22 protein-coding genes are annotated in these 22,357 nt (G+C 72.6%); 10 read left to right on the top strand and 12 right to left on the bottom strand.

Annotated elements, in window-relative coordinates:
- Positions 1 to 17 precede the first annotated feature (17 nt).
- From ACIBQX_RS45620 to ACIBQX_RS45600, 5 genes are all read right to left on the bottom strand, one after another.
- Complete coding sequence (locus tag ACIBQX_RS45620; RefSeq protein WP_397016139.1) at positions 18 to 908, bottom strand: AEC family transporter; 891 nt, start codon at positions 906 to 908, stop codon at positions 18 to 20.
- 103 nt (positions 909 to 1,011) lie between these two features.
- Positions 1,012 to 2,181 carry a serine hydrolase domain-containing protein gene (locus ACIBQX_RS45615; protein ID WP_397016137.1) on the bottom strand — a complete coding sequence of 390 codons (1,170 nt, stop codon included), beginning with the start codon at positions 2,179 to 2,181 and terminating at the stop codon, positions 1,012 to 1,014.
- Between the two features lie 88 nt (positions 2,182 to 2,269).
- Positions 2,270 to 2,680 carry a RidA family protein gene (locus ACIBQX_RS45610; protein ID WP_397016135.1) on the bottom strand — a complete coding sequence of 137 codons (411 nt, stop codon included), beginning with the start codon at positions 2,678 to 2,680 and terminating at the stop codon, positions 2,270 to 2,272.
- Positions 2,677 to 3,387, bottom strand: coding sequence for an alpha/beta fold hydrolase (locus ACIBQX_RS45605; protein ID WP_397016133.1), 711 nt, complete (start codon positions 3,385 to 3,387; stop codon positions 2,677 to 2,679). The genes ACIBQX_RS45610 and ACIBQX_RS45605 overlap by 4 nt, the downstream gene beginning before the upstream one ends.
- Positions 3,374 to 4,159 carry a class II aldolase/adducin family protein gene (locus ACIBQX_RS45600; protein WP_397016131.1) on the bottom strand — a complete coding sequence of 262 codons (786 nt, stop codon included), beginning with the start codon at positions 4,157 to 4,159 and terminating at the stop codon, positions 3,374 to 3,376. Before ACIBQX_RS45600 ends, ACIBQX_RS45605 begins: the two co-directional genes overlap by 14 nt.
- A gap of 110 nt (positions 4,160 to 4,269) precedes the next feature.
- Here ACIBQX_RS45600 and ACIBQX_RS45595 point away from each other — a divergent pair, with 110 nt between their 5' ends.
- Positions 4,270 to 4,869, top strand: a complete 600-nt coding sequence (locus ACIBQX_RS45595; protein WP_397016129.1) for a helix-turn-helix domain-containing protein — start codon at positions 4,270 to 4,272, stop codon at positions 4,867 to 4,869.
- On the opposite strand, the gene ACIBQX_RS45590 is transcribed toward ACIBQX_RS45595, so the two are convergent.
- Positions 4,866 to 5,462, bottom strand: a complete 597-nt coding sequence (locus ACIBQX_RS45590; RefSeq protein WP_397016127.1) for a TetR/AcrR family transcriptional regulator C-terminal domain-containing protein — start codon at positions 5,460 to 5,462, stop codon at positions 4,866 to 4,868. The two genes, ACIBQX_RS45595 and ACIBQX_RS45590, sit on opposite strands and share 4 nt — an antisense overlap.
- Before the next feature lie 78 nt (positions 5,463 to 5,540).
- Here ACIBQX_RS45590 and ACIBQX_RS45585 point away from each other — a divergent pair, with 78 nt between their 5' ends.
- Positions 5,541 to 6,962, top strand: coding sequence for an FAD-dependent monooxygenase (locus ACIBQX_RS45585; RefSeq protein WP_397016125.1), 1,422 nt, complete (start codon positions 5,541 to 5,543; stop codon positions 6,960 to 6,962).
- Between the two features lie 58 nt (positions 6,963 to 7,020).
- Here ACIBQX_RS45585 and ACIBQX_RS45580 read toward each other — a convergent pair whose 3' ends face one another.
- Positions 7,021 to 7,875 carry an aldo/keto reductase gene (locus tag ACIBQX_RS45580; protein WP_397016123.1) on the bottom strand — a complete coding sequence of 285 codons (855 nt, stop codon included), beginning with the start codon at positions 7,873 to 7,875 and terminating at the stop codon, positions 7,021 to 7,023.
- 56 nt (positions 7,876 to 7,931) lie between these two features.
- Complete coding sequence (locus tag ACIBQX_RS45575; RefSeq protein WP_397016121.1) at positions 7,932 to 8,117, bottom strand: hypothetical protein; 186 nt, start codon at positions 8,115 to 8,117, stop codon at positions 7,932 to 7,934.
- A 391-nt stretch (positions 8,118 to 8,508) separates the two neighbouring features.
- On the opposite strand from ACIBQX_RS45575, the gene ACIBQX_RS45570 reads away from it, so the two are divergent.
- The 5 genes from ACIBQX_RS45570 to ACIBQX_RS45550 all read left to right on the top strand — a co-directional run bounded on the left by ACIBQX_RS45570 (position 8,509) and on the right by ACIBQX_RS45550 (position 13,083).
- Entirely contained in the window at positions 8,509 to 9,564 is a 1,056-nt protein-coding gene (locus tag ACIBQX_RS45570; protein ID WP_397016119.1) for a Rieske 2Fe-2S domain-containing protein, read from the top strand.
- Positions 9,564 to 9,785, top strand: a complete 222-nt coding sequence (locus ACIBQX_RS45565) for a hypothetical protein (RefSeq protein WP_397016118.1) — start codon at positions 9,564 to 9,566, stop codon at positions 9,783 to 9,785. Before ACIBQX_RS45570 ends, ACIBQX_RS45565 begins: the two co-directional genes overlap by 1 nt.
- Positions 9,782 to 10,720: a PDR/VanB family oxidoreductase gene (locus tag ACIBQX_RS45560; RefSeq protein ID WP_397016116.1), complete on the top strand. Its 939-nt coding sequence runs from the start codon at positions 9,782 to 9,784 to the stop codon at positions 10,718 to 10,720. The genes ACIBQX_RS45565 and ACIBQX_RS45560 overlap by 4 nt, the downstream gene beginning before the upstream one ends.
- 20 nt (positions 10,721 to 10,740) lie before the next feature.
- A complete protein-coding gene (locus ACIBQX_RS45555) occupies positions 10,741 to 11,514 on the top strand; it encodes an IclR family transcriptional regulator (protein WP_397016114.1) in 774 nt (257 codons plus the stop codon).
- Between the two features lie 105 nt (positions 11,515 to 11,619).
- Positions 11,620 to 13,083: a flavin monoamine oxidase family protein gene (locus ACIBQX_RS45550; RefSeq protein WP_397016112.1), complete on the top strand. Its 1,464-nt coding sequence runs from the start codon at positions 11,620 to 11,622 to the stop codon at positions 13,081 to 13,083.
- Positions 13,084 to 13,197: 114 nt separating this feature from the next.
- On the opposite strand, the gene ACIBQX_RS45545 is transcribed toward ACIBQX_RS45550, so the two are convergent.
- Genes ACIBQX_RS45545 through ACIBQX_RS45530 form a run of 4 tightly spaced genes read right to left on the bottom strand, consistent with a single transcriptional unit; the run spans position 13,198 to position 18,468 of the window.
- Complete coding sequence (locus ACIBQX_RS45545) at positions 13,198 to 13,452, bottom strand: hypothetical protein (protein ID WP_397016110.1); 255 nt, start codon at positions 13,450 to 13,452, stop codon at positions 13,198 to 13,200.
- Positions 13,452 to 15,620 carry a hypothetical protein gene (locus ACIBQX_RS45540; protein ID WP_397016108.1) on the bottom strand — a complete coding sequence of 723 codons (2,169 nt, stop codon included), beginning with the start codon at positions 15,618 to 15,620 and terminating at the stop codon, positions 13,452 to 13,454. The genes ACIBQX_RS45545 and ACIBQX_RS45540 overlap by 1 nt, the downstream gene beginning before the upstream one ends.
- Positions 15,617 to 17,194 carry a peroxidase family protein gene (locus tag ACIBQX_RS45535; RefSeq protein ID WP_397016106.1) on the bottom strand — a complete coding sequence of 526 codons (1,578 nt, stop codon included), beginning with the start codon at positions 17,192 to 17,194 and terminating at the stop codon, positions 15,617 to 15,619. Before ACIBQX_RS45535 ends, ACIBQX_RS45540 begins: the two co-directional genes overlap by 4 nt.
- 2 nt (positions 17,195 to 17,196) lie before the next feature.
- Positions 17,197 to 18,468, bottom strand: coding sequence for a cytochrome P450 (locus ACIBQX_RS45530; protein ID WP_397016104.1), 1,272 nt, complete (start codon positions 18,466 to 18,468; stop codon positions 17,197 to 17,199).
- Positions 18,469 to 18,682: 214 nt separating this feature from the next.
- Here ACIBQX_RS45530 and ACIBQX_RS45525 point away from each other — a divergent pair, with 214 nt between their 5' ends.
- From ACIBQX_RS45525 to ACIBQX_RS45515, 3 genes are all read left to right on the top strand, one after another.
- Positions 18,683 to 19,630, top strand: coding sequence for an acyl-CoA desaturase (locus tag ACIBQX_RS45525; protein WP_397016102.1), 948 nt, complete (start codon positions 18,683 to 18,685; stop codon positions 19,628 to 19,630).
- Between the two features lie 127 nt (positions 19,631 to 19,757).
- The gene (gene argG, locus ACIBQX_RS45520; RefSeq protein WP_397016100.1) at positions 19,758 to 21,206 is read left to right on the top strand and encodes an argininosuccinate synthase; all 1,449 of its coding nucleotides are present in this window, start codon (positions 19,758 to 19,760) and stop codon (positions 21,204 to 21,206) included.
- A gap of 124 nt (positions 21,207 to 21,330) precedes the next feature.
- Positions 21,331 to 22,230 carry a CHRD domain-containing protein gene (locus ACIBQX_RS45515; RefSeq protein WP_397016098.1) on the top strand — a complete coding sequence of 300 codons (900 nt, stop codon included), beginning with the start codon at positions 21,331 to 21,333 and terminating at the stop codon, positions 22,228 to 22,230.
- The last annotated feature ends 127 nt before the right edge of the window (positions 22,231 to 22,357 follow it).

Here is a 22,357-nt window from a genome sequence, read left to right as displayed (position 1 = left end):
GCCCATCGCCCGAAGGCTCAGCTCAGGACGGCGCCGACGGCCGTCATGATCGGGATGGACAGCAGCGTGGTCAGCAGGACGCTGCTGCGGGCCAGCCGCCTGCCGGTGTCGTAGGTGACCGCGTACACGTAGACGTTCTGCGCGGTGGGCAGGGCGGCGAAGAGGGTGGCGGCCAGCAGCACCGTCCCGTCGAGGCCCAGGACGAAGCGGGCGGTCACGTACGCGATCACCGGCTGGACGACGGCTTTGAGCAGCACCACGAGGGCGATCTCCCGGCTTGCGCCGGTCCCCTCGGGCGGTGCGGGCGACCGGCGGGAGCCGTACAGGCTGAGGCCGTACGCCAGCAGCGCGACGGGTACGGCCGCGCCGCCGAGCAGGTCGATCGGCCGCATGATCGCCACCGGCAGGCTCACCCCGCCGAGCGCGAACGCGAGCCCGAGCAGGGTGCCGAGGGAGAGCGGGTTGCGCAGCGCGCTCGTCAGCGCCGTCCGCACCGACCGGGAGCCCTTGTCCAGGATCAGCAGGCCGATCGGCGTCACCAGCACCAGCTGGAACAGCAGGATCGGGGCGATCAGGGCGGCGTCGCCGAGCACGTACAGCGACAGGGGCAGGCCGAGGTTGCCGGCGTTGACGTAGGAGGAGGCGAGGGCGCCGATCGTGGTCTCCCGCAGGGCTCGCCGCCAGACCAGCCTGGCCACCAGGACGAACACCAGCTGGGCACAGGCCACCGCGACCACCTGGGTCACCAGCACGGGGGAGAACAGCACGCCCAGGTCGGCCCTCGACACGGTGGCGAACATCAGCGCGGGAGCCGCGACGTAGAACGCCAGCCGTGAGAGCACCAGTTCGTCGGCGGTCCGCAGCACTCCCGCCACCCCGATGAGGTAGCCGAGAACGACCACGGACACGACAGCACCGAACGCCGCGACAACCCCCGACACGCTCCTGGCCTCCCAAATCGGACTTTCAGGAGCGTATCGGGTGGCGTTTCGCAGCCGGTGGGCCGACCGTCTACGAATGAGCACGGTAGGTGGCCTCGACGAGGCGGCGGACCCGGTCGCCGCCCCCCTCGATCAGCTCCGCCATCCGGTTGGGCACGTACGCGAAGGCGAGGCCGCTGCCGGGATCGGCGAAGGCGAAGGCCCCGGTGACGCCGGCGTGGCCGAAGGCGGCGGGGGAGTCCGCGCCGGGCCACATCGGGCCGCCCGGCAGCATGAACCCGGTGCCGTAGTAGGTGTCACAGCCGAGCACGAGATCCGTCCCGCCCGCTTCGACCGTGCCGGCGGCGGCCGTGGTCTCCGGGCGGAGCAGCCGGACGCCGCCGACCTCGCCGGCGAGCGCGGCGTAAAGGTGGGCAAGACCGGCCGCGTTCCCGGCCCCGCCGCAGGAAGGGATCTCCACCTGGCAGGCTCCGGCACTGGTCAGCAGCTCCGCCGTCAACGCCACGCTGCCGAAGGTCGAGCGGTGGAACAGGGAGGCGGGGTCGCCGATGGCCCGGTTGAGCGCCTCCAGCTGCGGGTGGCCGCGCCCTCGCAGGAGCTGGCGTTCGGTGGGCGGCACGAGCCCCGCCAGCCGCCCGTCCTTGCCGGGTGGCAGGCTGATGTGCAGGTCGAGCCCGAGCGGGCGGGCGATCTCCTCGGCGAAGAACTCCCCGACGGTCCGGCCCGTGACGCGCCGGACCACTTCGCAGACCAGCCAGCCCATGGTCAGGCAGTGATATCCGTGTCCCCGCCCCGGCTGCCAGGCCGGCCGGGCGGCGGCCAGGGCGTCCCGCACCGGGGTGCGTCGCTGGATGTCGGCCAGGGTGAGCGGCGGGTCGACGGCCACCACGCCGGACCGGTGTCCGAGCACCCAGCGCAGCGGGATCTCCGCCTTCCCCTCGGCGGCGAACTCCGGCCAGTACTCCGCGACCGGGGTGTCGAGGTCGAGCAGGCCGCGGTCGACCAGCACCATCGCCGCGGCGGCGACCAGCCCCTTGGTGGCCGAGGCCAGGAGGGCGATGGTGTCGCGCCGCCAGGCGCCGCTGCCGCCCGCCAGCCCTCCCCACAGGTCCACGACCGGTCGTCCCGCCTGGTAGACGGCCACCGACGCGCCGAGCTCCCGGCCGTCGGCGAAGTTGCGCGCGAAGGCGTCGCGGACCTCGCCGAAGCGCGGCTCGCACCACCCGTGGACCTCGCCCACACCCTCTCCCCATGCCCGGCGGGGCCGGCTTGAGGGGCGAACCGGCTGCTCCTCCTCCGGCTACCCGGTGTGGCCGGAGGAGAAACGGTCACGGCAGCAGGGCGGTCGCCTCCACCTCGATGAGCCAGCCCGGCAGGCCGAGCGTCTGCACGCCGAGCAGGGTGCTGGAGGTCCGCGGCCAGGGATCGCCGTAAGCCCGCTGGGCGGCGCCGAAGATGACCGGCACCAGCTCCGGGGTGTGGCCGACGACGTAGATGTCGTGGCGGACGAGGTCGGCGGGGGTGGCGCCGACGCCCTCCAGAGCCAGCTTGACGTTCAGGAACGCCTGCAGGGCCTGCGCGGCGTGGTCGCCAGGACCGACCAGCTCGCCGGCGGCGTCCAGCGCGATCTGCCCGGAGAGGTACGCGGTGCGCCCGGCGGGGGCGATCACCACGTGGGCGTAGAGGCCCTGCACCGGCGGGCAGAGCGCGGGCGGGTCGACCCGGTCCAGCGCGGTCATGCCGGGGCCTCCGATCGGGCGAGCAGCAGGTCCGCCAGCTCGGCAGGGCTGCTCAGCTGGGCGAAGTGGTGGGAGTCCAGCTCGGCGACGGGCAGGCCGAGGGCGCGGAACCTGCCGGCGGTCTCGGCGAACGCCTCGAAGCGCAGGCAGCGGACGAACAGGGCGGGCACGCCGCCGGGACGCCCCGGGCCGGGCAGCGGCTCCTGATGGGTGCGCAGCGGCATCGGGGTGCTGCGGGCGCGCAGCCACGCGGCGTCGTCGGGGTCGTCCACGCCCAGCCCGGCGGGGTCGAGCGGCTGGGCGAGGTCACCGCCCCCGGCCGGCTCGGTGAAGACCCCGGCCAGCCAGGGCATCAGGTCGAAGCAGGACTGGCCGGGCTCGGGCACGAAGGCGTCGAGGTAGACCAGCCGGGCCACGCGCTCGGGAGCGCGCCCCGCCACTCCGGTGATCACCATGCCGCCGTAGCTGTGGCCGACCAGCGTCACCCGCTCCAGGTTTTCGCGCCGCAGGTGGTCGAGCAGGTCGTCGACGTGCGCGGACAGGCCGATCCCGGCGCCGCGCGGGTCGCCGGCACGCTCTCCGAGGCCGGGCAGCGTGGGCGCGTGCACCTGATGGCCGGCCGCTTCGAGCAGCGGGGTCAGGCGTGACCAGATCCAGCCGCCGGCCCAGGAGCCGTGGACGAGCACGTACGTCTCAGTCGAGGACATCGGGCTCCTCCTCGAAGATCAGCGACGACAGGAGCCGGAAGTTGTTGCGAGCCATGTTGGCGCTGCCGAACTGGCGGTGCGCCACCTCGGCCTCCTCCTCGGTCATGATCCGCGGCGTGCCCGCCGCCTCGGCCAGGAGCTGCATCTCGCAGGCGCGGTTCATCGAGATGAACCACCAGGCGGCCTCCTCCACGCTGCGGCCGACGGTCAGCAGGCCGTGGTGCCGCAGGATGGCCGCCCGCGTGGAGCCGAGCCGGACGGCGATCCGCTCGCCCTCGTCGCGCTCCAGCACCAGCCCCCGGTACTCGTCGAAGAGCACGTGGTCACGCCAGAACGCGCACGCCTCCTGCACGATCGGGTCCAGCGGCCGGTCCAGCGCCGCCCAGGCCCGGCCGTGGATCGTGTGGGCGTGCGCGACGGCCACCACGTCGGGGCGGGCGTCGTGGACGGAGGAGTGGATCCAGAACGCCGCCTTGTTCGTGCGCCGGGCACCGTGCGCGATCCGGCCCTGAGCGTCGACGAGCAGCAGATCGCTCACCTTGATCTTGGAGAAGTGCACGGAGTACGGGTTCACCCAGAAGTGGTCGGTCAGCTCCGGGTCGCGGGCGGTGATGTGCCCGGCGACGCCCTCGTCGTAGCCGTATCTGGCGAAGATCCTGAAGGCGGCGGCGAGCTGGCGCTTGCGGTGCAGCCGCTGCTCCTCGACGGGAGCCGATGCGTACGTGGGGGCCTCGTCGAGATCCAGCTCAGGAGGCGGGGTGGAGATCGTCATGGTCGTTCCCTTCGACGTGTGCCCAGGATGTGACCCGGACCACCATCCCGTCAACCTCTGAGGCGAATCTGTTTGCCTCAGAGGCAACGATCATCCACTAGGATCGCCCCGTGACCACTCGTGCGCCGGCGGACCAGGACGACCCCGAGAAGCGGGTCGCGGCCCGGCTGCGCGAGCTGCGCCGCGAGCGCGGGGTGACGCTGGCCACGCTCGCCGACTGGACCGGCATCTCCGCCGCCCACCTGTCCCGGATGGAGAAGGGCGAGCGCCAGCCGTCCATCGGCTCACTGATCCAGCTCGCCCGCGCGTACGGCGTGTCGCTGGGCGAGCTGGTCGGCGACGAGCGCCCGCGCGAGCACCACGTCGTGCGCGGCGCCGCCGCGCCCGTGCACGAGGGCCCCGACGGGCCCTACGCGATGATGACCGGCCTCGGCCCCCGCTCCGCGCTGGAGGCGGTCCGGCTGGAGCTGACCGCCGACCGCCCCGAGCGCGTCGCCGTGCACGCGGGCGAGGAGTGGGTGTACGTCGTGCGCGGCCGGATCGTCGCCCGGATCGGCGAGGAGGAGGTGTCCCTGGTCGCCGGGGACGCGCTGCACTTCGACGCGGCGGCCCGGCACTCGCTGTGGTCCCGCGAGGAGCCCGCCACCGTCCTCATCATCTCCGTCGCGCCCCCGCCGGGCCGTCCGCCGCACAGCGCGGGCTCGGCCTAGCCCGACCGCCGCGTGATCAGGTCCAGCCCGAAGTCGAAGCGCTCCTCGAACGTCCCCCCGGCCAGATGGCCGAGCGCCCTGGACAGCGCCGGATGGGCCGCAGGCGTCACCGCCGCGTCCAGAACCTCGCCGACCGAGGCCGGCGCGCCCTGCTCCTCCTGCGTCAGGCCGAGCGTGAAGTAGACCGCGGTCCAGGCCGTCCACGCCGCCTCCCGCTCGTCGAGCCCGCACTCCAGCAGCGCGCTCACGATCGCCTCCCCTGTGCGCAGCGTGTTCGGCTCCGCCGCGTACGTCCCCGCCACCACCCGCGCGCCGTCGCGGAAACCCAGCAACGCTTGCCGGTAGCGGCGCAGCAGCTCGCGGAACCGGTCGGCCGGGCCGGGCGGCAGGTCCTCCAGCGACACCCGGGCGAGGATCGCGTCGGCCATCAGCTCCAGCAGCCGCCCCTTGGTCTTGACGTGCCAGGACACGGTGTTCAGCCGCACGCCCATCCGCTCGGCCACCGCGCGCAGGCTCACCCCGTCCGCGCCCTTCTCCCCGAGCAGGTCGAGCGCCGTCGTGACGATCTCGCCCTGGCGTCGCGCGTTCGCCACCGGAAACCTCCTCTTGGTTGCCGACCAAGAGTATCTGGGACACACTGTTGGTCACTGACCAAGAATGTGGAGGTCGCGATGGAAGATGTGATCGTCGTCGGAGCCGGTCCGGCGGGCCTGTGGCTGGCGGCCGAGCTGCGCCGGGCGGGCGTGCCCGTGCTCGTGCTCGAACGCGCCGAGGCGCCCAGCCCGCACTCCAAGGCGCTGACCCTGCACCCGCGCATGATCGAGGTGCTGGCCATGCGCGGCATGGCGCGGGACTTCCTGGACGAGGGCGTCATGCTGCCGAGCGGGCACTTCGGGCTGCTGGAGTCGCGACTGGACTTCCGCCCCTTGCCGACGCGGCATCCGTACACGCTGTTCTTCCCGCAGCGGCGCACCGAGGAGCTGCTGGAGCGGCGCGCGGCCGAGCTGGGCGCGCGGGTGCGGCGCGGGCACACCGTGACCGCGCTGGCGCAGGACGGCGAGGGCGTCGAGCTGACCGTGACCGGCCCCGACGGCCCCTACGAGGTCCGTGCCCGCTACGTCGCCGGCTGCGACGGGGCCGGCAGCACCGTACGCCAGGCCGCGGGCATCGGCTTCCCCGGCACCGACGCCACCGTGTACGGCTTCCTCGGGGACGTGACCCTGGACGATCCGCCGCAAGGGCCGCTGTCCGCCCACACCGCCGATGGCGGTGTGATGGTCGTCGGGATGCCCGGCGGCCACCACCGTATCGTCGGTCTCCTGCCCGGCCCGGTCGACGGCGCCGCCGAGCTCACCCTGGACGAACTGCGCGCCGACGTCGTCCGGGTGATCGGGCGCGACCTGGGCATGCGGGACCCACTCTGGCTGTCCAGGTTCGGCAACGCCTCCCGGCAGGCGGCGACGTACCGCGCGGGCCGGGTCGTGCTCGCGGGCGACGCCGCCCACATGCACTTCCCGGCCGGCGGCGTCGGCCTCAACGTGGGCGTCCAGGACGCGATGAACCTCGGCTGGCGGCTCGCCGCCGTGGTCTCGGGCCGCGCCCCGGAGAGCCTGCTCGACGACTACCACGCCGAACGCCACCCCGTGGGCGCGGACCTGCTGGAGAGCAGCCAGGCGCAGACGGCGCTGATGACGGCGTTCACCCCCGAGGGCCAGGCGCTGCGCGCCCTGCTCGGCAAGCTGATCGCCGCGCACCCGGCCCTCTCCCTGGACCTCGCCGCCCGACTGGCCGCGCTGAACGTCGCCTACCCGCCGGCCGGCCCGGCCGCCCATCCGCTCACCGGCGCCCGCGTCCCCGACCTGCCGCTGCGCGACGGCGGCACGGTCTACGAGCTCCTGTACGAGGCCCGCCACGTCCTGCTCGACCTAGGCGCGGGCCCCGGCAGCATGCCCCGCGCGGTCGCCGGCCACGCCCGCGACCTGGGCGCGACCGTACACAAGGGAGCCCTCGCCGACGACGCGGACGAGCGGTGGCGCGAGATCCGCGCGCTCCTGATCCGCCCCGACGGCCACGTGCACTGGGCCACCACGTGACCGGAGCGCTTCCTGGCCGGGAAGCCCCGAGGCCAGGAAGCGCTCGGCTGATCACCGCTCAGCCGAGGCGGGCGAGCTCCTCCTCGGTGAGCCGCAGGGTCGCGGCGCCGATGGAGTCGAGGATGGTCTCCGGGCGGCTGGCGCCGGGGATGGGGATGACCACAGGGCTGCGGGCGAGCTCCCAGGCGAGGCAGACCTGCTGCGGGGACACTCCGCGATCGGCGGCGATCTCGGTGAAGGCCGCCCGCTCCAGCAGCTCCCCGCCACGGGTGATGCCGCCGAGCGGGGACCAGGGCAGGAAGGCCAGGCCCAGCTCGGCGCAGACGTCGATCTCCGGCTCACTGGACCGGAACCGGGGAGAGTACTCGTTCTGCACGCTCACCAGCCGGTCGCCGAGGATGTCGTGGGCGAGCCGGATCTGCGCCGGGTCGGCGTTCGAGATGCCCGCCATCTCGATCTTGCCGGCGTCGTGCAGGTCCTTGAGCGCGCCCATGGTCTCCTCGTAGGGCACCTTCGGGTCGGGGCGGTGGTGCTGGTAGAGGCCGATGCTCTCCACGCCGAGGGCCTTCAGCGACCGGTCACAGGCCTGCTTGAGGTAGGACGGGCTGCCGTCGACGTCCCAGCCGCCGCCGGGCGTGCGGGTGTGCCCGCCCTTGGTGGCGACGAGCACGGTGGCGGCGTCGCCGTCCCACTGGGCCAGGGCCTGGGCGACCAGGCGTTCGTTGTGGCCGACGTCGTCATGCGAGGGCGTGTAGGCGTCAGCTGTGTCTATCAGGGTCACACCCGCGTCCAGGGCCGCGAGGAGGGTGCGGATCGACTGGTCCGCATCGGGCATGTGCCCGGCCACGGACATGGGCATGGCGCCGAGCCCGATGACGGACACCTGGCGGCTTCCGATGGCGCGTGTTGTCATGGCGTTGTGCATGAGGACAGCCTCCCCGCTGGAGCGCACTCCAGGTCAAGTCGTTCTCAGTAGCCGGGAAAGACTCCGCGCAGGTCGTCCAGGGTGAGCTTGCCGCCCGTGAGCGTGACCGTGGCCGGCGTGTGCTCGGGGGAGTGGCGTCCGGCGGCGAGCCGCACCCACCACTCGGCCGGGGCGCTGAGCACGGCGTCGGGCCGGTCGGGCTCGTCGGTGACCGCGACCGCGTCGGCCACGCCGAGCCCGAAGGAGCTGAAGTCCCCGCCCGGGGTGGCGCCGCCGTCCAGCGCGGCCTCCAGGGCGGCCAGCGAGATCTCCGCGCCGCTGCCGAGGGTGGCTGAGCACCTGCGACACGTCCCAGCCCGACGCTCCGGACCGCCGGGTCAGGTCGCCGGCTGACAGGCCGCGCACCACGGTCGCAGCCGGTCGTGGCCGCTGCGCAGCGCGTCGATGATCTGGTCGGCACGATCGATCATGTTCGTCGCCCAAAGGGGTGCGTCCGGCCTGCTGACAGCTTTCGCTTTCCGGCATGCGGGAAGCGATGTTCCGCCGGGCGGGTGACCGAGGTCACCATCGAGGTGGCAGGGCTTCCCCACCGGGGCTGTCACGAGTACGAAGGAGTCGCCTGTGTCGTCTATTCCCACCGACCAGTGGTACGTCGCGGCGTACGGGCGCGAGATCGGCCAGGAGCTGTTCAGCCGCACCATCTGCGGCGAGTCGATCCTTTTCTGGCGCACGACCGCGGGGCAGGTCACCGCCATGTCGGACCGTTGCGTGCACCGCCGCTTCCCGCTGTCCGAGGCGCCGAGCCGGCTGGTCGACGACCAGGTGGTGTGCGGCTACCACGGCTTCACCTACGGCGCCGACGGCCGTTGCGTCGCCGTCCCCGGCCAGACCCGGGTGCCGCGCACCGCCCGGCTGAAGAGCTACCCGGTCGTGGAGCAGGACTCGTTCGTCTGGGTGTGGATCGGCGACCCCGCCAAGGCCGACGCCGCCGCCGTGCCGAGGGCGCCCTGGCTGGCCGCGCCCGACTACACCACCGTGTCCGGCATGGAGCCGCTCAAGGCGCGCTTCGGGCTGCTGGTGGACAACCTGCTCGACCTGTCGCACGAGACGTACCTGCACGGCGGCTACATCGGCACCCCGGAGGTGGCCGCCACCCCGACGACCACCGAGGTCGACGACGAGGCCGGCATCGTCTACGTCAGCAGGCACATGGACGACGCCGAATGCCCGCCCTTCTACGCCAAGTCCACCGGCCTGACCGGCCGCATCATGCGCTGGCAGGACATCGAGTACACCCCGCCGTGCCTGTACAAGCTGCACTCGCGGATCGCGCCGCTCGGCGTGCTGCCCCGCCCGGACGGCAGCGACCCGGACGCCTTCCACGTCGAGGTCGTCTACGCCATCACCCCCGAGACCGAGCACAGCACGCACGACTTCTGGGCCGTCGCCCGGGACTTCGCCCTCGACGACCAGGGCGTCTCGGACTTCCTCGCCGAGCAGAACCGTACGGTCGTGCTGCAGGACGTCGCCGCGCTCGACGTGCTGGAGCAGGTGATCGCGAGCGAGCCCGCGGGCTACCAGGAGCTGTCGATCAACATCGACACCGGCGGGCTGGCCGCCCGGCGGATGCTGGCCAAGCTGGTCGAGCCGAGCACGGCCCCGGCCCGGACGGCGTGATGAACGTCGAACCCACCCGCATGCTCACCGGCCCCGGCGTGCTGCGCGTGGTGTGGCTGCCGGGCAGCGACCTGCTGCGCGGCACCTGCCACTGCGGCGCGGCGTACATCGCCGAAGGCCCCGTCGAGGTGTGGGACTGGCTGCTCGGCCACCCCGTCGGGCATGACGCCCCTGCCCTGGACGGCGCGGCGGAGCTGTCGGGCACGGGAGCCCGGCGATGAGCCTCGAACTCGTCGTGCACTCCCGCGAGTGGGCGGCCGAGGGCGTCCTGGTCCTCGTCCTCCGCGACCCGGCCGGCGGCGCGCTGCCCGCCTGGACGCCCGGCGCGCACATCGACCTGGTGCTGCCCGGCGACGTGGTCCGCCAGTACTCGCTGTGCGGCGATCCGGCCGAGCGCACGGCCTGGCGGATCGCCGTCCTGCGCGAGCCCGGCGGCCGGGGCGGCTCGGCGCTCGTGCACGAGCTCATCCCGGGGACGACGGTCACGGTCCGCGGGCCGCGCAACCACTTCCCCCTCCAGCCGGCGCCCCGCTATCTGTTCATCGCGGGCGGCATCGGGATCACCCCCATCCTGCCGATGATCGCCGCCGCCGACGCCGCCGGCGCCGAATGGCGGCTGCTGTACGGAGGCCGCACGGCGGCGTCGATGGCCTTCACCCGCGAGCTGCGCGCCGCCCACGGCGACCGGGTCGACCTGCGCCCCCAGGACGAACACGGCCTGCTCGACCTGGAGAGTCTCCTGGCGGAGGGGACACCGGACACCCTCGTCTACTGTTGCGGACCCGCCCCGCTGCTGGACGCCGTCGAGAAACACTGCGCCGGACGGCCCCCCGGCACCCTGCACGTCGAGCGGTTCACCCCCAAGGACGCGGGCGACCCCCTGCTGACGGGGTCCTTCGAGGTCGAGCTCGCCGGCACCGGGCTCACCTGCACCGTGCCACCCGACCGGTCGATCCTCGAAGTCCTGGAAGAGGCGGGCGTCCAGGTCCTCACCTCCTGCCGCGAAGGGACCTGCGGCACCTGCGAGACGGGCGTACTCGCAGGTACCGTGGACCATCGGGACTCCCTCCTCACCCCCGAGGAGCAGGCGGTGGGCGACACCATGCTCATCTGCGTCTCCCGAGCCGCCTGCCCCAAGCTGGTCCTCGACCTCTGACCCCGCCCCAGGAGCCGCCCATGCAGGTGCCCGCGCCCCGGCACCCGGCCGAACGCACCGGCCCGGTCGTCGCACGCGCGCTGCAGCTCCTCGGCGCGTTCACGCCCGACCGGCGCTCGCTCACCCTCAGCGAGCTGTCCCGCCACTCCCACCTGCCCGTCTCCACCGCGCACCGGCTGGCCTCGGAGCTGGTCGCCTGGGGCGCGCTCGAACGTGACGTCTCCGGCTGCTACCACATCGGCCTGCGCCTGTGGGAGATCGGCTCGCTCGCCCCGCGCGGCCAGGGCCTGCGCGAATGCGCCCTGCCCTTCCTGGAGGACCTGTCCCAGGTGACCCGCGAGAACGTGCAGATGGCCGTACGGGAAGGGCCCGAGGTCGTCTTCGTCGAGCGCATCGCCGGCAGCAAGGCCGTGCCGGTGCTCACCCGCGTCGGCGGCCGCTTCGCGCTCACCGCCACCGGCGTCGGGCTCGTCCTGCTCGCCTACGCCCCCGCCGACGTGCTGGAGCAGGTCCTGGCCCGGCCCATCAAGCGCTACACGGACCGCACGCTGACCACGCCCCACCAGCTGCGCGCCACGCTCGCCGACACCCGCGCCCGCGGTTACGCGATCAGCGACCGGCAGGTCACCACGGACGCCCTCTCGGTCGCCGCGCCCATCCAGAACGCCCAGGGCGAGGTGGTCGCCGCCGTGTCCCTCGTCGTGCACCACGGCAGCGCCTCACCCCACGCGCTCGCCCCGCTGGTGCTCACCAGCGCCCGCGCCATCTCCCGCGCGCTGCCGCCGTTCATCTGATCGTTGTGACCTTCTCCTCGCCAACGCTTTAACTTAAAGTGATACTAGGAACGCTTTCCGTTATCGCTATACGAGGAGCGTGACCCTCTGGACGAGAACCAGGCGATGCCGGCCGCACCCGCCACCGGGGTGCCCCGGCCCCACCGCGACCTCCGGGTGCCGGCCGACCTGATCGCGACGGCCGAGCGCGGCCTCGGCCCCGGCGGACGCCCGCGCAAGCGCGTGCTGATCATCGGAGCCGGGATGGCCGGCCTGGTCGCCGCCTACGAGCTGATGCGCCAGGGCCACGACCCCGTCGTCCTGGAGGCCCAGCAGCGGGTCGGCGGGCGGGTGCTCACCCTGCGCGACTTCGCCCCCGGCCTGTACGCCGAGGCGGGCGCCATGCGCATCCCCCGCGTGCACGACCTCACCCTCGCCTACTGCGCGCGGTTCGGGCTGAAGCTGCGCCCCTTCGTCATGGGCAACCCCAGGACGCTGGCGTACATCCAGGGCGTCAGGACCACGATCGGCACTCTCAACGCCGACCCGCAGATCATCGACTTCGAGCTGGCCGAGCACGAGCGCGGCCGCTCCTACGAAGACCTGTGGCGCGCCGCCACCCAGGAGATCCACGACCTGTACGCCCAGGAAGGCGAGAACGCGCTCGACCGCATCTGCGCCGAATACGACCGCTACTCCATCCGCAGCTTCCTGCGTGAGCGAGGGTTCTCCGAAGGGGCCATCGAGCTCTACGGCGTCATGAGCTTCCGGGAGTCCAACCTCAACGCCGCCGTCATCGAGCAGTTCCGCGAGATCATCGGGCGGGCCTTCGAGGACATGCAGGAAATCGAGGGCGGCTCCGACCTGCTGCCCACCGCCTTCTACCACGAGCTCAGGCGGCACATCCGGTTCGGTCACGAGGTCACGGCCATCGAACAGGGCGACCACACGGTCAGCCTGCACGTCAGGACGGGCTCCGGCCGGACGACGATCACCGGCGACTACGCCATCTGCACCATCCCGTTCTCGGTGCTGCGCGACGTCGAGACCAGGCCCGCCTTCTCCCGGCGCAAGCAGCGTGCCATCCGCGAGCTCAACTACAACGCCTCCACCAAGATCCTCCTGCAGGTACGGCGGGCGTTCTGGGAGCAGACCGACGGCATCGTCGGCGGCACCACGGTCACCGACCTGCCGATCCGGCGCATCTGCTACCCCTCGCACCCCGCCGCCGGAGACGAGCGCTCGATCCTGCTGGCCAGCTACACCTGGGGGCAGGACGCGCTGCGGTGGGGGGCGATGTCCGCGCAGAAGCGGATCGAGCAGGCGCTGGAGGACGTCGCCAAGATCCACCCCGAGATCCACGACCACTTCGAGATCGGCGTCACCCACGCCTGGTACAACGACCCCTATGCGGCCGGGGCCTTCGCCCTGTTCGAGCCACACCAGCAGAGCAACCTGCACGACGCGATCATCGCCCCGGAGGGCCGGGTGCACTTCGCCGGCGAGCACTGCTCACTGTGGCACGCCTGGATAGAGGGCGCCCTGGAATCCGGCCTGAGCGCCGCCCGCGCCGTACACCAAGCAAACTGAATAGGGGGAAACCCGTGCGGCGGTAAGGCTGGGCGGTCCGCCGTCCAGCCCCTCATTGCTCAAGCTCCCCGCCGTCCAGCCCCTCATTGCTCAAGCTCCCCGCCGTTCAGCCCCTCAGGGCTGTGCGGCGGGGCGAGGGGCGTTGCTGTAGTGGTGCAGGCGGGCCGCCGCCGCGCTCAGGTCGTCGGCGGCGGCGGTGCAGGCGGCGCGGTGGGCGCTCACCGATGCGCGTAGCCAGGACGGGGCGATGCCGCTGGCCGCCAGGCCGGCTTCGATCTCCCGGAGGCGGTCGGCGCAGGCGGTGAGGGCGTCGGCGTCCGCGCGGAGGGCTTCGGCGTGGGCGGCGATCGCCGCGAGGTCGGCTGACATCACGCCTCCGGGCAGTGGGCGGACACCGGGACGGCGGCGTCGCGGAGCGCCTGACGACGGGTGGACGCCAGGCACAGCAGGGGCCGGGCGCCGTCGAGCCCCAGCTCGCGCAGCCGGTCGGCCAGCGGGTGCGCGGACTCCGGGTCGACGGTAAGCCGCAGCAGCGGCATGGGGTGCAACCGGGCCGGCCCACGCGTCCGTACGGACGAGCGCAGCGTGGCGTCGGCGCCGCCTGCGTAGCCGACCAGGTCGCGGTCCGGCACGGGCAGCCAGGGACCGAGCCGCCCTCGCAGGGTGAACACGTGGTCGCCGGGAGACCCGACGGTGACGCGCGCGCACCGCCTGGTCAGCCTGAACTCCAGCGGCGTCTGGTGCGGCTCGCCGCCCCACAGCCGGGGCGCGACCGCGAGGGCGGCGGCCGTGTCGACCACCGAGCCGACCAGATGGCTGCCCGAGCGCCGCCGGCCCGCGCCGCGCAGCAGGTCGGGCCAGGTCAGGAAGGACCGCCGGAGCCTGCCGCCGACCGGCCCCGGCACGACGACGCCGAGGTGCAGCTCGCGGTAGCCGCCCGCGCTGGTGCGCCGGTTCCAGGCGGCGTGCACGGCGACCAGGGCGCGGCCCCCGACCCGCAGCGCGGAGCCCGTGCCGGTGCCCTCCAGCAGCCGGCCCGCCGCCGCCGGATCCACGGTGAAGTACGCCGTGAGCGCGCTGCCGTCCCGGCACCTGATCGGCAGCTCGACCGCTCCAGCCGGGCCGTCCACCGAGTAGGTCGGCACGGTCAGGAAGGGGAAACCCGACAGGTCGGGGACGCGGTCGAACAGCTGGTAGGCCTGTGAGCGCACGACCGGCCCGGCGAAGGACGCGAGCCGCTGGTCGAGGTGCGCGCGGGCGTCGGGCAGGTCGTCGGTGAGGTTGGCCAGGTAGTGCTCGACGCTGTGGCAGAGCGGGAACAGGTGGGTGGCGTCGAAGTAGTCGACGACGTACCAGTCGGGATGCAGGTCGAAGCAGCCGCCCGCGCCCTGCCCGTCGAGGGTGGGGATGATGTCGTGCTGGTTGGTGACGCTGGCGACGAAGGTGCGCGGGTCGGCGGGCCGCTTGAAGTCGACGGGCGAGCCGATGGCGATGGCGTGGGTGACCGTGTAGCGGGCGCAGAACTCGGCGTCCTGCGCCAGGTTCATGATCGCCGCGCCGCCCGCGCTGTGTCCCACGAGCGCGAGCTCGGCGCCGTCCGGCAGCCCGTAGTCGGCGACGGCCCCGGCCAGCGCCCGGCTGAAGGGGCTGCTGTCCAGCACGGCGCTGCTGAACGCGCCGAGCAGGTCCTGGGGCGAGTCGCTGCTGGGCCGTCCGGCCCGCATGCCCGGCGCCTGGAGGACGTGGCGGACCACTCCGTCAGGACCCTCGACGCTCTGGATGAGGATCCGGCCCGTGGTGCCGACCGTGCTGATGTTGCGCAGGAAGCCGAGCAGCGACCCCCGCCGGCTCAGCCGCGCGGCTTCGGCGCCGGTCAGCTCGGTCCGGCGCGCGGCGCCCTCGCCCGTGTCGAGGACGGCCACGGCCCTGTTGCTCAGGCCGGTGAGGGGGTCGGCGGTGGCGTAGCCCTTCCCGGTGGCGATGAGCCAGGCGGCGGCGTCGTTGAGCGGGTTCTCGTCCAGCAGCGCGCGCAGGGCCAGCACCTCGCCGAAGACCGGGGCGAGCTGGCTGAGCGCGTGCACCGCGCCACGGTCCTTGAGCAGGGCGCGCAGCGCGCGGACGGCCTCCAGGTCACGGTCGGCGGCGGCCGCGTCGATGAGCCGGGCCAGCATGCGATCGTCGGCCAGCTCGGGATGGTCGACGGCGACGGCGGCGATGCGCAGCCGCAGCGAGGTGGCCAGCACGCGCACCGCCAGGCTCTCCGCCCCGGCCACGGCGCCGGCCTTGGCCGCGACGGTGGCCAGCCGGCCGCCGGTGAACGCGTACCCGAGCCCCTGGTCGTTGGTGGTCGCCCGCAGCAGCGCGCGGTAGGCCGGATGGCCCGCGGCCGGGGTGCGCGGCAGGGCGCGCAGCAGCGCGCCGTCGGTGAGCGCGGCCGTCGCGTGCGCCGCCGCCTCCTGAACCGTGACCGCGACGTCGACCAGCTCACGTGCCGCCGCACGCAACGCCCCGGCGGCGGGATCGCCCTTCGCGCTCATGGCCGCGACCGCCGGGACATGCTGACGTAGCGGGGGCTCGGGTCCTCCGGCGTGTTGCGGTGCAGCACGTCCGAGAGCGTGCGGGTGGTCGTGATGATCCGCATGCCGTACGGGGAGAAGGTGGCGGCGTTGAACACCCGTGGCGCCAGCAGGGGGTTGGTGAGCGCCTGGGAGAAGGCGTCGATGGCGATGATCTTGGTGAGCAGCGGTGGCAGGATCGCGCCGGGGGATCCGGGCTCCTCGGCGAACAGCCCGACGTACAGGTCGAGGTCGTCGACGCCGTGGTAGAGCTCGCGCAGCGCGCCGGTGACCCGCTCGTCGCCGGAGATCTGCGCGAACGTGCGCACCCTGGGGAAGCGGCAGTGCTCGCGGTAGCTGTTGTACGGGGCCAGGCCGAGCGTGCGGGAGTCGGCGATGCTGGCCACGTCGACCTCCCGCAGCAGGGGATCGGTGTTGAACAGGCAGAGGCGGCCGGCCCGCTGGAGCGAGGCGTCCTCGAAGAGCCTGCCGAGCCCGGGGCCGGGGATGAGCGAGCCGCCGAGCAGGGTCCGCGCCATCGGCAGGTCGCTCCCGCCCACCGACAGGTGCGACGGGATCAGGCTGTGCCAGCGGTAGACGAGGTTGAACTCCACCGAGGCCCAGTTCTGCCGGTGCCAGGGCGCGCCGGCCAGCATCGCCGACAGCCGCCGGTCCAGGGTGAACCGGAAATGGTAGGGGGTGATGTGATTGATGTACTCCTCGACCACCAGCTTGATCAGCAGCACGATGAGGATGTTGCGCGTCGTCTGGAACAGCCGCTCGTCGTCCCAGCGCGGATAGTGCCGGGCGAGCAGCCGGGCGACCCGGTTGTGCTCGCGCAGGAACAGCACCGTGAGCATGGTGAAGCCGAGCTGGATGTTGCCCCGGTCGCTCCCGGTGGCGAAGAGCGTGTCGCGCTGCGCGTCGGTGAGCTCGTCGAAGCGGATGACGCTCAGCGGGTCGAACTCCGGCTTGATCTTGCCGTTCTCGCACAGGTAGGGCGGGAACTCCCCGCCGTTGATGAGCTGGCTCTTCAGCAGCCCGCCGTCGAACGCGCGCAGCGCCGCCGTCGCCGCCCCGTCGAGGCCGTACAGCTGGTTGAGGTCGATGTGGTGGTTGGAGCTGTTCTTACGCGGGTCGCGCGGGATGTTGGTGTCGCCGCGCAGGAACCCGTCGGTGAACCACTGGGCGAAGTAGGCGAACAGCACCGTGGAGCGCGGGCAGAGGATCGTCTCGCCACGGGTGAACAGGTCGGCGGCGCGCTCAGGGGTGGGCCGGCTCCCCTCGGGGGCCGTGACGGGGGGCAGGTGCCTGCCGCTGTAGGTGCGGTCGGTCAGCGAGGCCCACGAGGTGTAGGCGGCCATCGTGCTCAGCGGCTCCGGCCGTGGCGGCATCTCGCGGACCGCGTGGTCGATCAGCGAGGCGTTGACCCGGCGCCGGACCGGCTCGATCGTCTGCACGAGGTCCCAGAACGGCCGGCCGTTGATCAGGGCCAGGAACCTGAGCCGGTTGACGAGCCCGTCCGTGGCGATGCCGCGCGCTCTGCTCGCCGCCATCGTCAGCTCTCCCGCCTTTCGACGCCGAGCCCGAGGACGAACCGGTCGGGGAAGATCCCCTGGGTGCGCTCGATCCGCCCCTCGGGCGGCGGCAGCAGGCGCACCCCGGGACGCAGCAGCAGACGGCGTACGGTCTCGGCGACCACCACCCTGGCCGGATGGACGCCGAGACAGGCGTGATGGCCGTAGCCGAAGAACAGCTGATGGTGGCCCGGCCGGTCGAGCCGGAACTCCTCGGGCTCCGGCACCACGTCCGCGTCGAACATGGCCGACGCCGGTGACGCCAGCACGAACGTGCCCGCCGGGATCACCGTGCTGCGCGCGGTGCCGGCGGCCAGGACGTGGTCGCGCTCGCAGAGCCGGGGGAGCAGCTTGAAGAACGGGTTGAACCGCAGCGCCTCCCAGACATAGCGGTCGAAGCGCTCCGGGTCGCCGGCGGAGGCGGTGGCCTGGGCCAGCGTCTCGGGGCGGAGCAGAAGCTGCTCGACCGCCTCGACCATGGCGCCGGGCGCGCTCTCCACGAAGCCCAGGGGCAGGCCGGCCATGTTGATCACGATGCGGTCGTCGGGCAGGTCGGAGCGGGCCAGCCGGGCGAAGACGTCGTCGGGCCGGTCGCGCCCCGCCCGGTATTCGGCGAGCCGGTCGCGCAGGTAGCCGATCATCTCCGTGCCCGCGCGGACCGACGCGGCCTGGATGTCCGGGTCTCCCAGGAAGTTGGCGAAGCCGTCGGTGACGACGGCCCGCGTCCAGCGCGACAGCGTCTGCTGGTCGGGGCCGGGAAAGCCGAAGTAACGTGCGCACACGCCCAGGGCGACGGGCCGGAACAGCTCGTGGACCGTCTCCACGCGCCCGTCGGGCCAGGCGATGTCCAGCAGCTCGTCGGCGAGGCTCCCGGCCAGCTCGCGCACGTCGGCCACGTCACGCGGGTCGAGCATGACCTGCATCAGGCCCTTCTCCCGCCAGTTCATCGCCGTGGCGTCCCTGCCCAGCATGAACGGGCCGCCCAGCGCGGCGTCCAGACGCGGCCCGAAGGCGCGCACGGAGAAGACCTCCTCACGGGAGAGCACCTCGGTGACGTCGGCGTAGCGGGTCACGACCGTGAAGGCGGGGGTGACGAAGACGGGCCGTCGCTCCCGGAGCTCGGCGAACAGGGCCCGCCACTCGGTGCGCATCCACTCCCGGACCAGGCCGAACGCGGCCAGAGGATCACGGGCGAGCGCCTCCTCGTATCTCTCCAGATGGCCACCCGTGGTCGCTTGGCCGACAGCACCCATGCCGTGGCACCCCTTCCGCCTGATTTCGGAGCGAACAGCGATGATCACGCTGTGCAACCACAATCTAGGGACGTGTCAGGTATTTCTTCATGGCTACGGAGCGCATTGTTTTGCTTCCAGTGAGTGACGAAGTCGTCACCGCCAGGTCATAGCCGCATGGCGGGGATCCGGCCATTGAATAGGTGCCCCATCGTCTGGCTCCTGAGGAGGCAGTGTGACCTCGTCATCCACGCCCCGGCCGGGCTCGGGCCTGGTGGAGACGGTGGCGGTCACCACCGGCCGCCGCGCCGTCTACCTGGTCGTCCTGGTCGTGCTGCCCGTGCTGCTGCTGGCCCTCGCGGTGCCCGCCGCCTGGGGGTGGGGCGTCGGGCCGCGCGACCTGGTCATCGCGCTGGTGATGTACCTGGTCAGCATCTTCGGGATCGCCATCGGCTACCACCGGCTCTTCACCCATCGGGCCTTCAAGTGCCGCCGGGGGCTGCGGATCGCGCTCATGCTGGCCGGCGGGATGGCCGTCGAGGGGCCGGTCATGCTGTGGGCCGCCGAGCACCGCAGGCACCACAAGTACGCCGACCGTGAGGGCGACCCGCACTCGCCGTGGCGCTACGGCGACAGCGGCCTGGCGTTGCTGCGCGGCATGCTGCACGCCCACGTCGGCTGGTTCTACACCGCCCGCCGCCGCTCCAACGCCCAGCACTGGGTGCCGGATCTGCTGGCCGATCCGGACGTCCGGCGGTTCGACGCGGCCTATCCGGCGGTCGTGTTCGCGTCGTTCGCGCTGCCCGCCGCGGTCGGCGGGCTGTGGTCGATGTCGTGGGCGGGCATGTGGGGCGCGCTCTTCTGGGGCGGCCTGGTCCGTTACGCCGTGGTCCACCACGTCACCTGGTCGGTCAACTCCATCGCGCACACCTTCGGCGACCGCCCGTTCCGCACCCGGGACCGCTCCTCGAACGTGTGGTGGGTGGCGATGCTGACGCTCGGCGAGGGCTGGCACAACTGGCACCACGTGGAGCCGACCTGCGCCCGTCACGGCGTGCTCAAGGGCCAGTTCGACGCCAGCGCCCGGCTGATCCGCTGGTTCGAGCGGGCGGGCTGGGCCTACGCGGTGCGCTGGCCGAGCCCGTCCCGCCTCGCCGCACACCGGCACGATCGGCCCCGGTGACGGCCGCCGGCCGATCATCCGCCGTTACGCCGCGGAATTCTCTTCGATCATCCGCCGGACGCGCCGCGAAACCACTCGTCAAGACGCTCTTGCATGGTCATGCAGTCCTGTGTATATACTTCTGCTCGTGTCCAAGGTACTCACCTCTCTGCCAGTCGGCGAGCGTGTCGGGATCGCCTTCTCCGGCGGCCTCGACACCTCCGTAGCGGTCGCGTGGATGCGCGAGAAGGGCGCGGTCCCGTGCACCTACACCGCTGACATCGGCCAGTACGACGAGCCCGACATCGCCTCCGTCCCCGGCCGGGCCACGGCCTACGGCGCGGAAGTCGCCCGGCTGGTCGACTGCCGGGCGGCTCTGGTGGAGGAGGGGCTCGCGGCGTTGGCCTGCGGGGCCTTCCACATCCGCTCCGGCGGCCGCACCTACTTCAACACCACCCCGCTCGGCCGGGCCGTCACAGGCACCCTGCTGGTGCGCGCCATGCTCGAGGACGGCGTGCAGATCTGGGGAGACGGCTCCACCTTCAAGGGCAACGACATCGAGCGGTTCTACCGTTACGGCCTGCTCGCCAACCCCTCGCTGCGGATCTACAAGCCGTGGCTGGACGCCGACTTCGTCAGCGAGCTCGGCGGCCGCAGGGAGATGTCGGAGTGGCTGCTCGACCGCGACCTGCCCTACCGCGACAGCACCGAGAAGGCCTACTCCACCGACGCGAACATCTGGGGCGCGACCCACGAGGCCAAGGCGCTGGAGCACCTCGACGCGGGCATCGAGATCGTCAACCCCATCATGGGCGTGCGGTTCTGGGATCCCGACGTCGAGATCGCCGCCGAGGACGTCACCGTCGGCTTCGAGCAGGGCCGGCCGGTGACCATCAACGGCAAGGAGTTCGCCTCCGACGTCGACCTGGTGCTGGAGGCCAACGCCATCGGCGGCCGGCACGGCATGGGCATGTCCGACCAGATCGAGAACCGGATCATCGAGGCCAAGAGCCGGGGCATCTACGAGGCGCCCGGCATGGCGCTGCTGCACGCCGCCTACGAGCGGCTGGTCAACGCGATCCACAACGAGGACACGCTCGCCAGCTACCACAACGACGGGCGGCGGCTGGGCAGGCTGCTGTACGAAGGCCGCTGGCTGGACCCGCAGGCGCTGATGGTCCGCGAGGCGCTGCAGCGCTGGGTCGGGACGGCGGTCACCGGCGAGGTGACGCTGCGGCTGCGGCGTGGCGAGGACTACTCCATCCTGGACACCTCCGGCACGGCGTTCAGCTACCACCCGGACAAGCTGTCCATGGAGCGCACCGAGGACTCCGCCTTCGGCCCGGTGGACCGCATCGGCCAGCTGACCATGCGCAACCTGGACATCGCCGACTCCCGCTCCAGGCTTGAGCAGTACGCGAGGCTCGGGCTGGTCGGCAGCGCGCACCCGGCGTTGATCGGCGCCGCGCAGCCGGCCCCGACCGAGCTGATCGGCGAGATGCCCGAGGGCGGAGCCGAGGCGATCGCCTCCCGTGGCGAGGTCCCCGAGGACGAGGCGCTGCTCGACCTGGCCGCGATGGAGTCCGGCACCGACTAGCGGGCCTGGCGGGCGCGGGTTCTCCGCGCCCGCACGGGTGAGTGCGTATTTATCCACATTCCAATGGTTGAACCCCTGACGGTAGGGAGCCGTACCACGGCGAGAGAGAACCGAAGGGGTAATCATGAACATGCGCACCCTCACCGTCCCTGGCCTGTCCGTTGCCGCCGTCATGCTCGTCACCTCGCTCAGCCCGATCTCGGCGCAGGCCAGCACGCCCATCTATCTGGCCGCAGGACTCAAAGGCGCGAACGAGGTGTCCCCCCAAGGGGCCAAGGCGGGTGATCTGGACGGCAGCGCGCTCGCCGTGTTCCGCATCCATGGCCACCGCGTCGACTACGCCGTCCGGTGGGCCAAGATCGCCGCGCCCAGCGGGTTCCACATCCACCGGGGCCGATCAGGTGAGAACGGCGACGTCAAGGTCCCGTTCTTCGGCGCGGCGCTGCCCAGCTCGCTGCACGCCGTCAAGGGCACCGTCCTGGTCAAGGACCTCGACCTGCTCCGCCGCATCATCACCAACCCCGGCAACTGGTACGCCAACCTGCACAACGCCGAGTTCGTCCCCGGCGCCGTACGGGCTCAGCTGTACCGGATCCGCCCGGTACATCTGGACACGGTGCTGTCACACGGGTTCGGCACCACGCTGACCACGCAGGCCGACGGGCGGCAGGAGGTGCCCGCGCCCGGCGTCAAGGTCGGCGACGACAACGGCCGCGCCGGATGGCTGGTGCAGCCGGAGGGCGACCGGGTGTGGTTCGCCAGCGCGTGGAAGCGGGTCGGCGCGCCGGTCGCCGCGCACATCCACCGCGCCCGCAAGGGCAAGAACGGTCCGGTGACGGTGCCCTTCTTCGAGGCGAAGAAGGGCCTGCCGCCGGGCGTCAACGGCCTCGCCGGCAGCGTGAAGACCAACGAAGCGCTGGCCCGCCGCATCTGGACCACCCCGAAGAACTGGTACGTGAACCTGCACACCGCCCAGTTCCCCGGCGGCGCGGTCCGTGGCCAGCTCTACAAGGGCGACTGGTAACCAGCCCGGCGGCCTGGATCACGCGTCGTACAGGCCCGTGCTCGTGCGGCGCGTCCCTCCGTGCGGCGGGTCCTTCGTGCGGCGGGTCCTTCGTGCGGCGGGTCCTTCGTGCGGCGGGTCCTTCGTG

The organism is Nonomuraea sp. NPDC049714 (genome assembly GCF_044465295.1).
Classification (GTDB): Bacteria; Actinomycetota; Actinomycetes; order Streptosporangiales; family Streptosporangiaceae; genus Nonomuraea.
The sequence above is the reverse complement of the archived record's forward strand: the minus strand, read 5'-3'. Positions and strand labels throughout refer to the sequence as shown.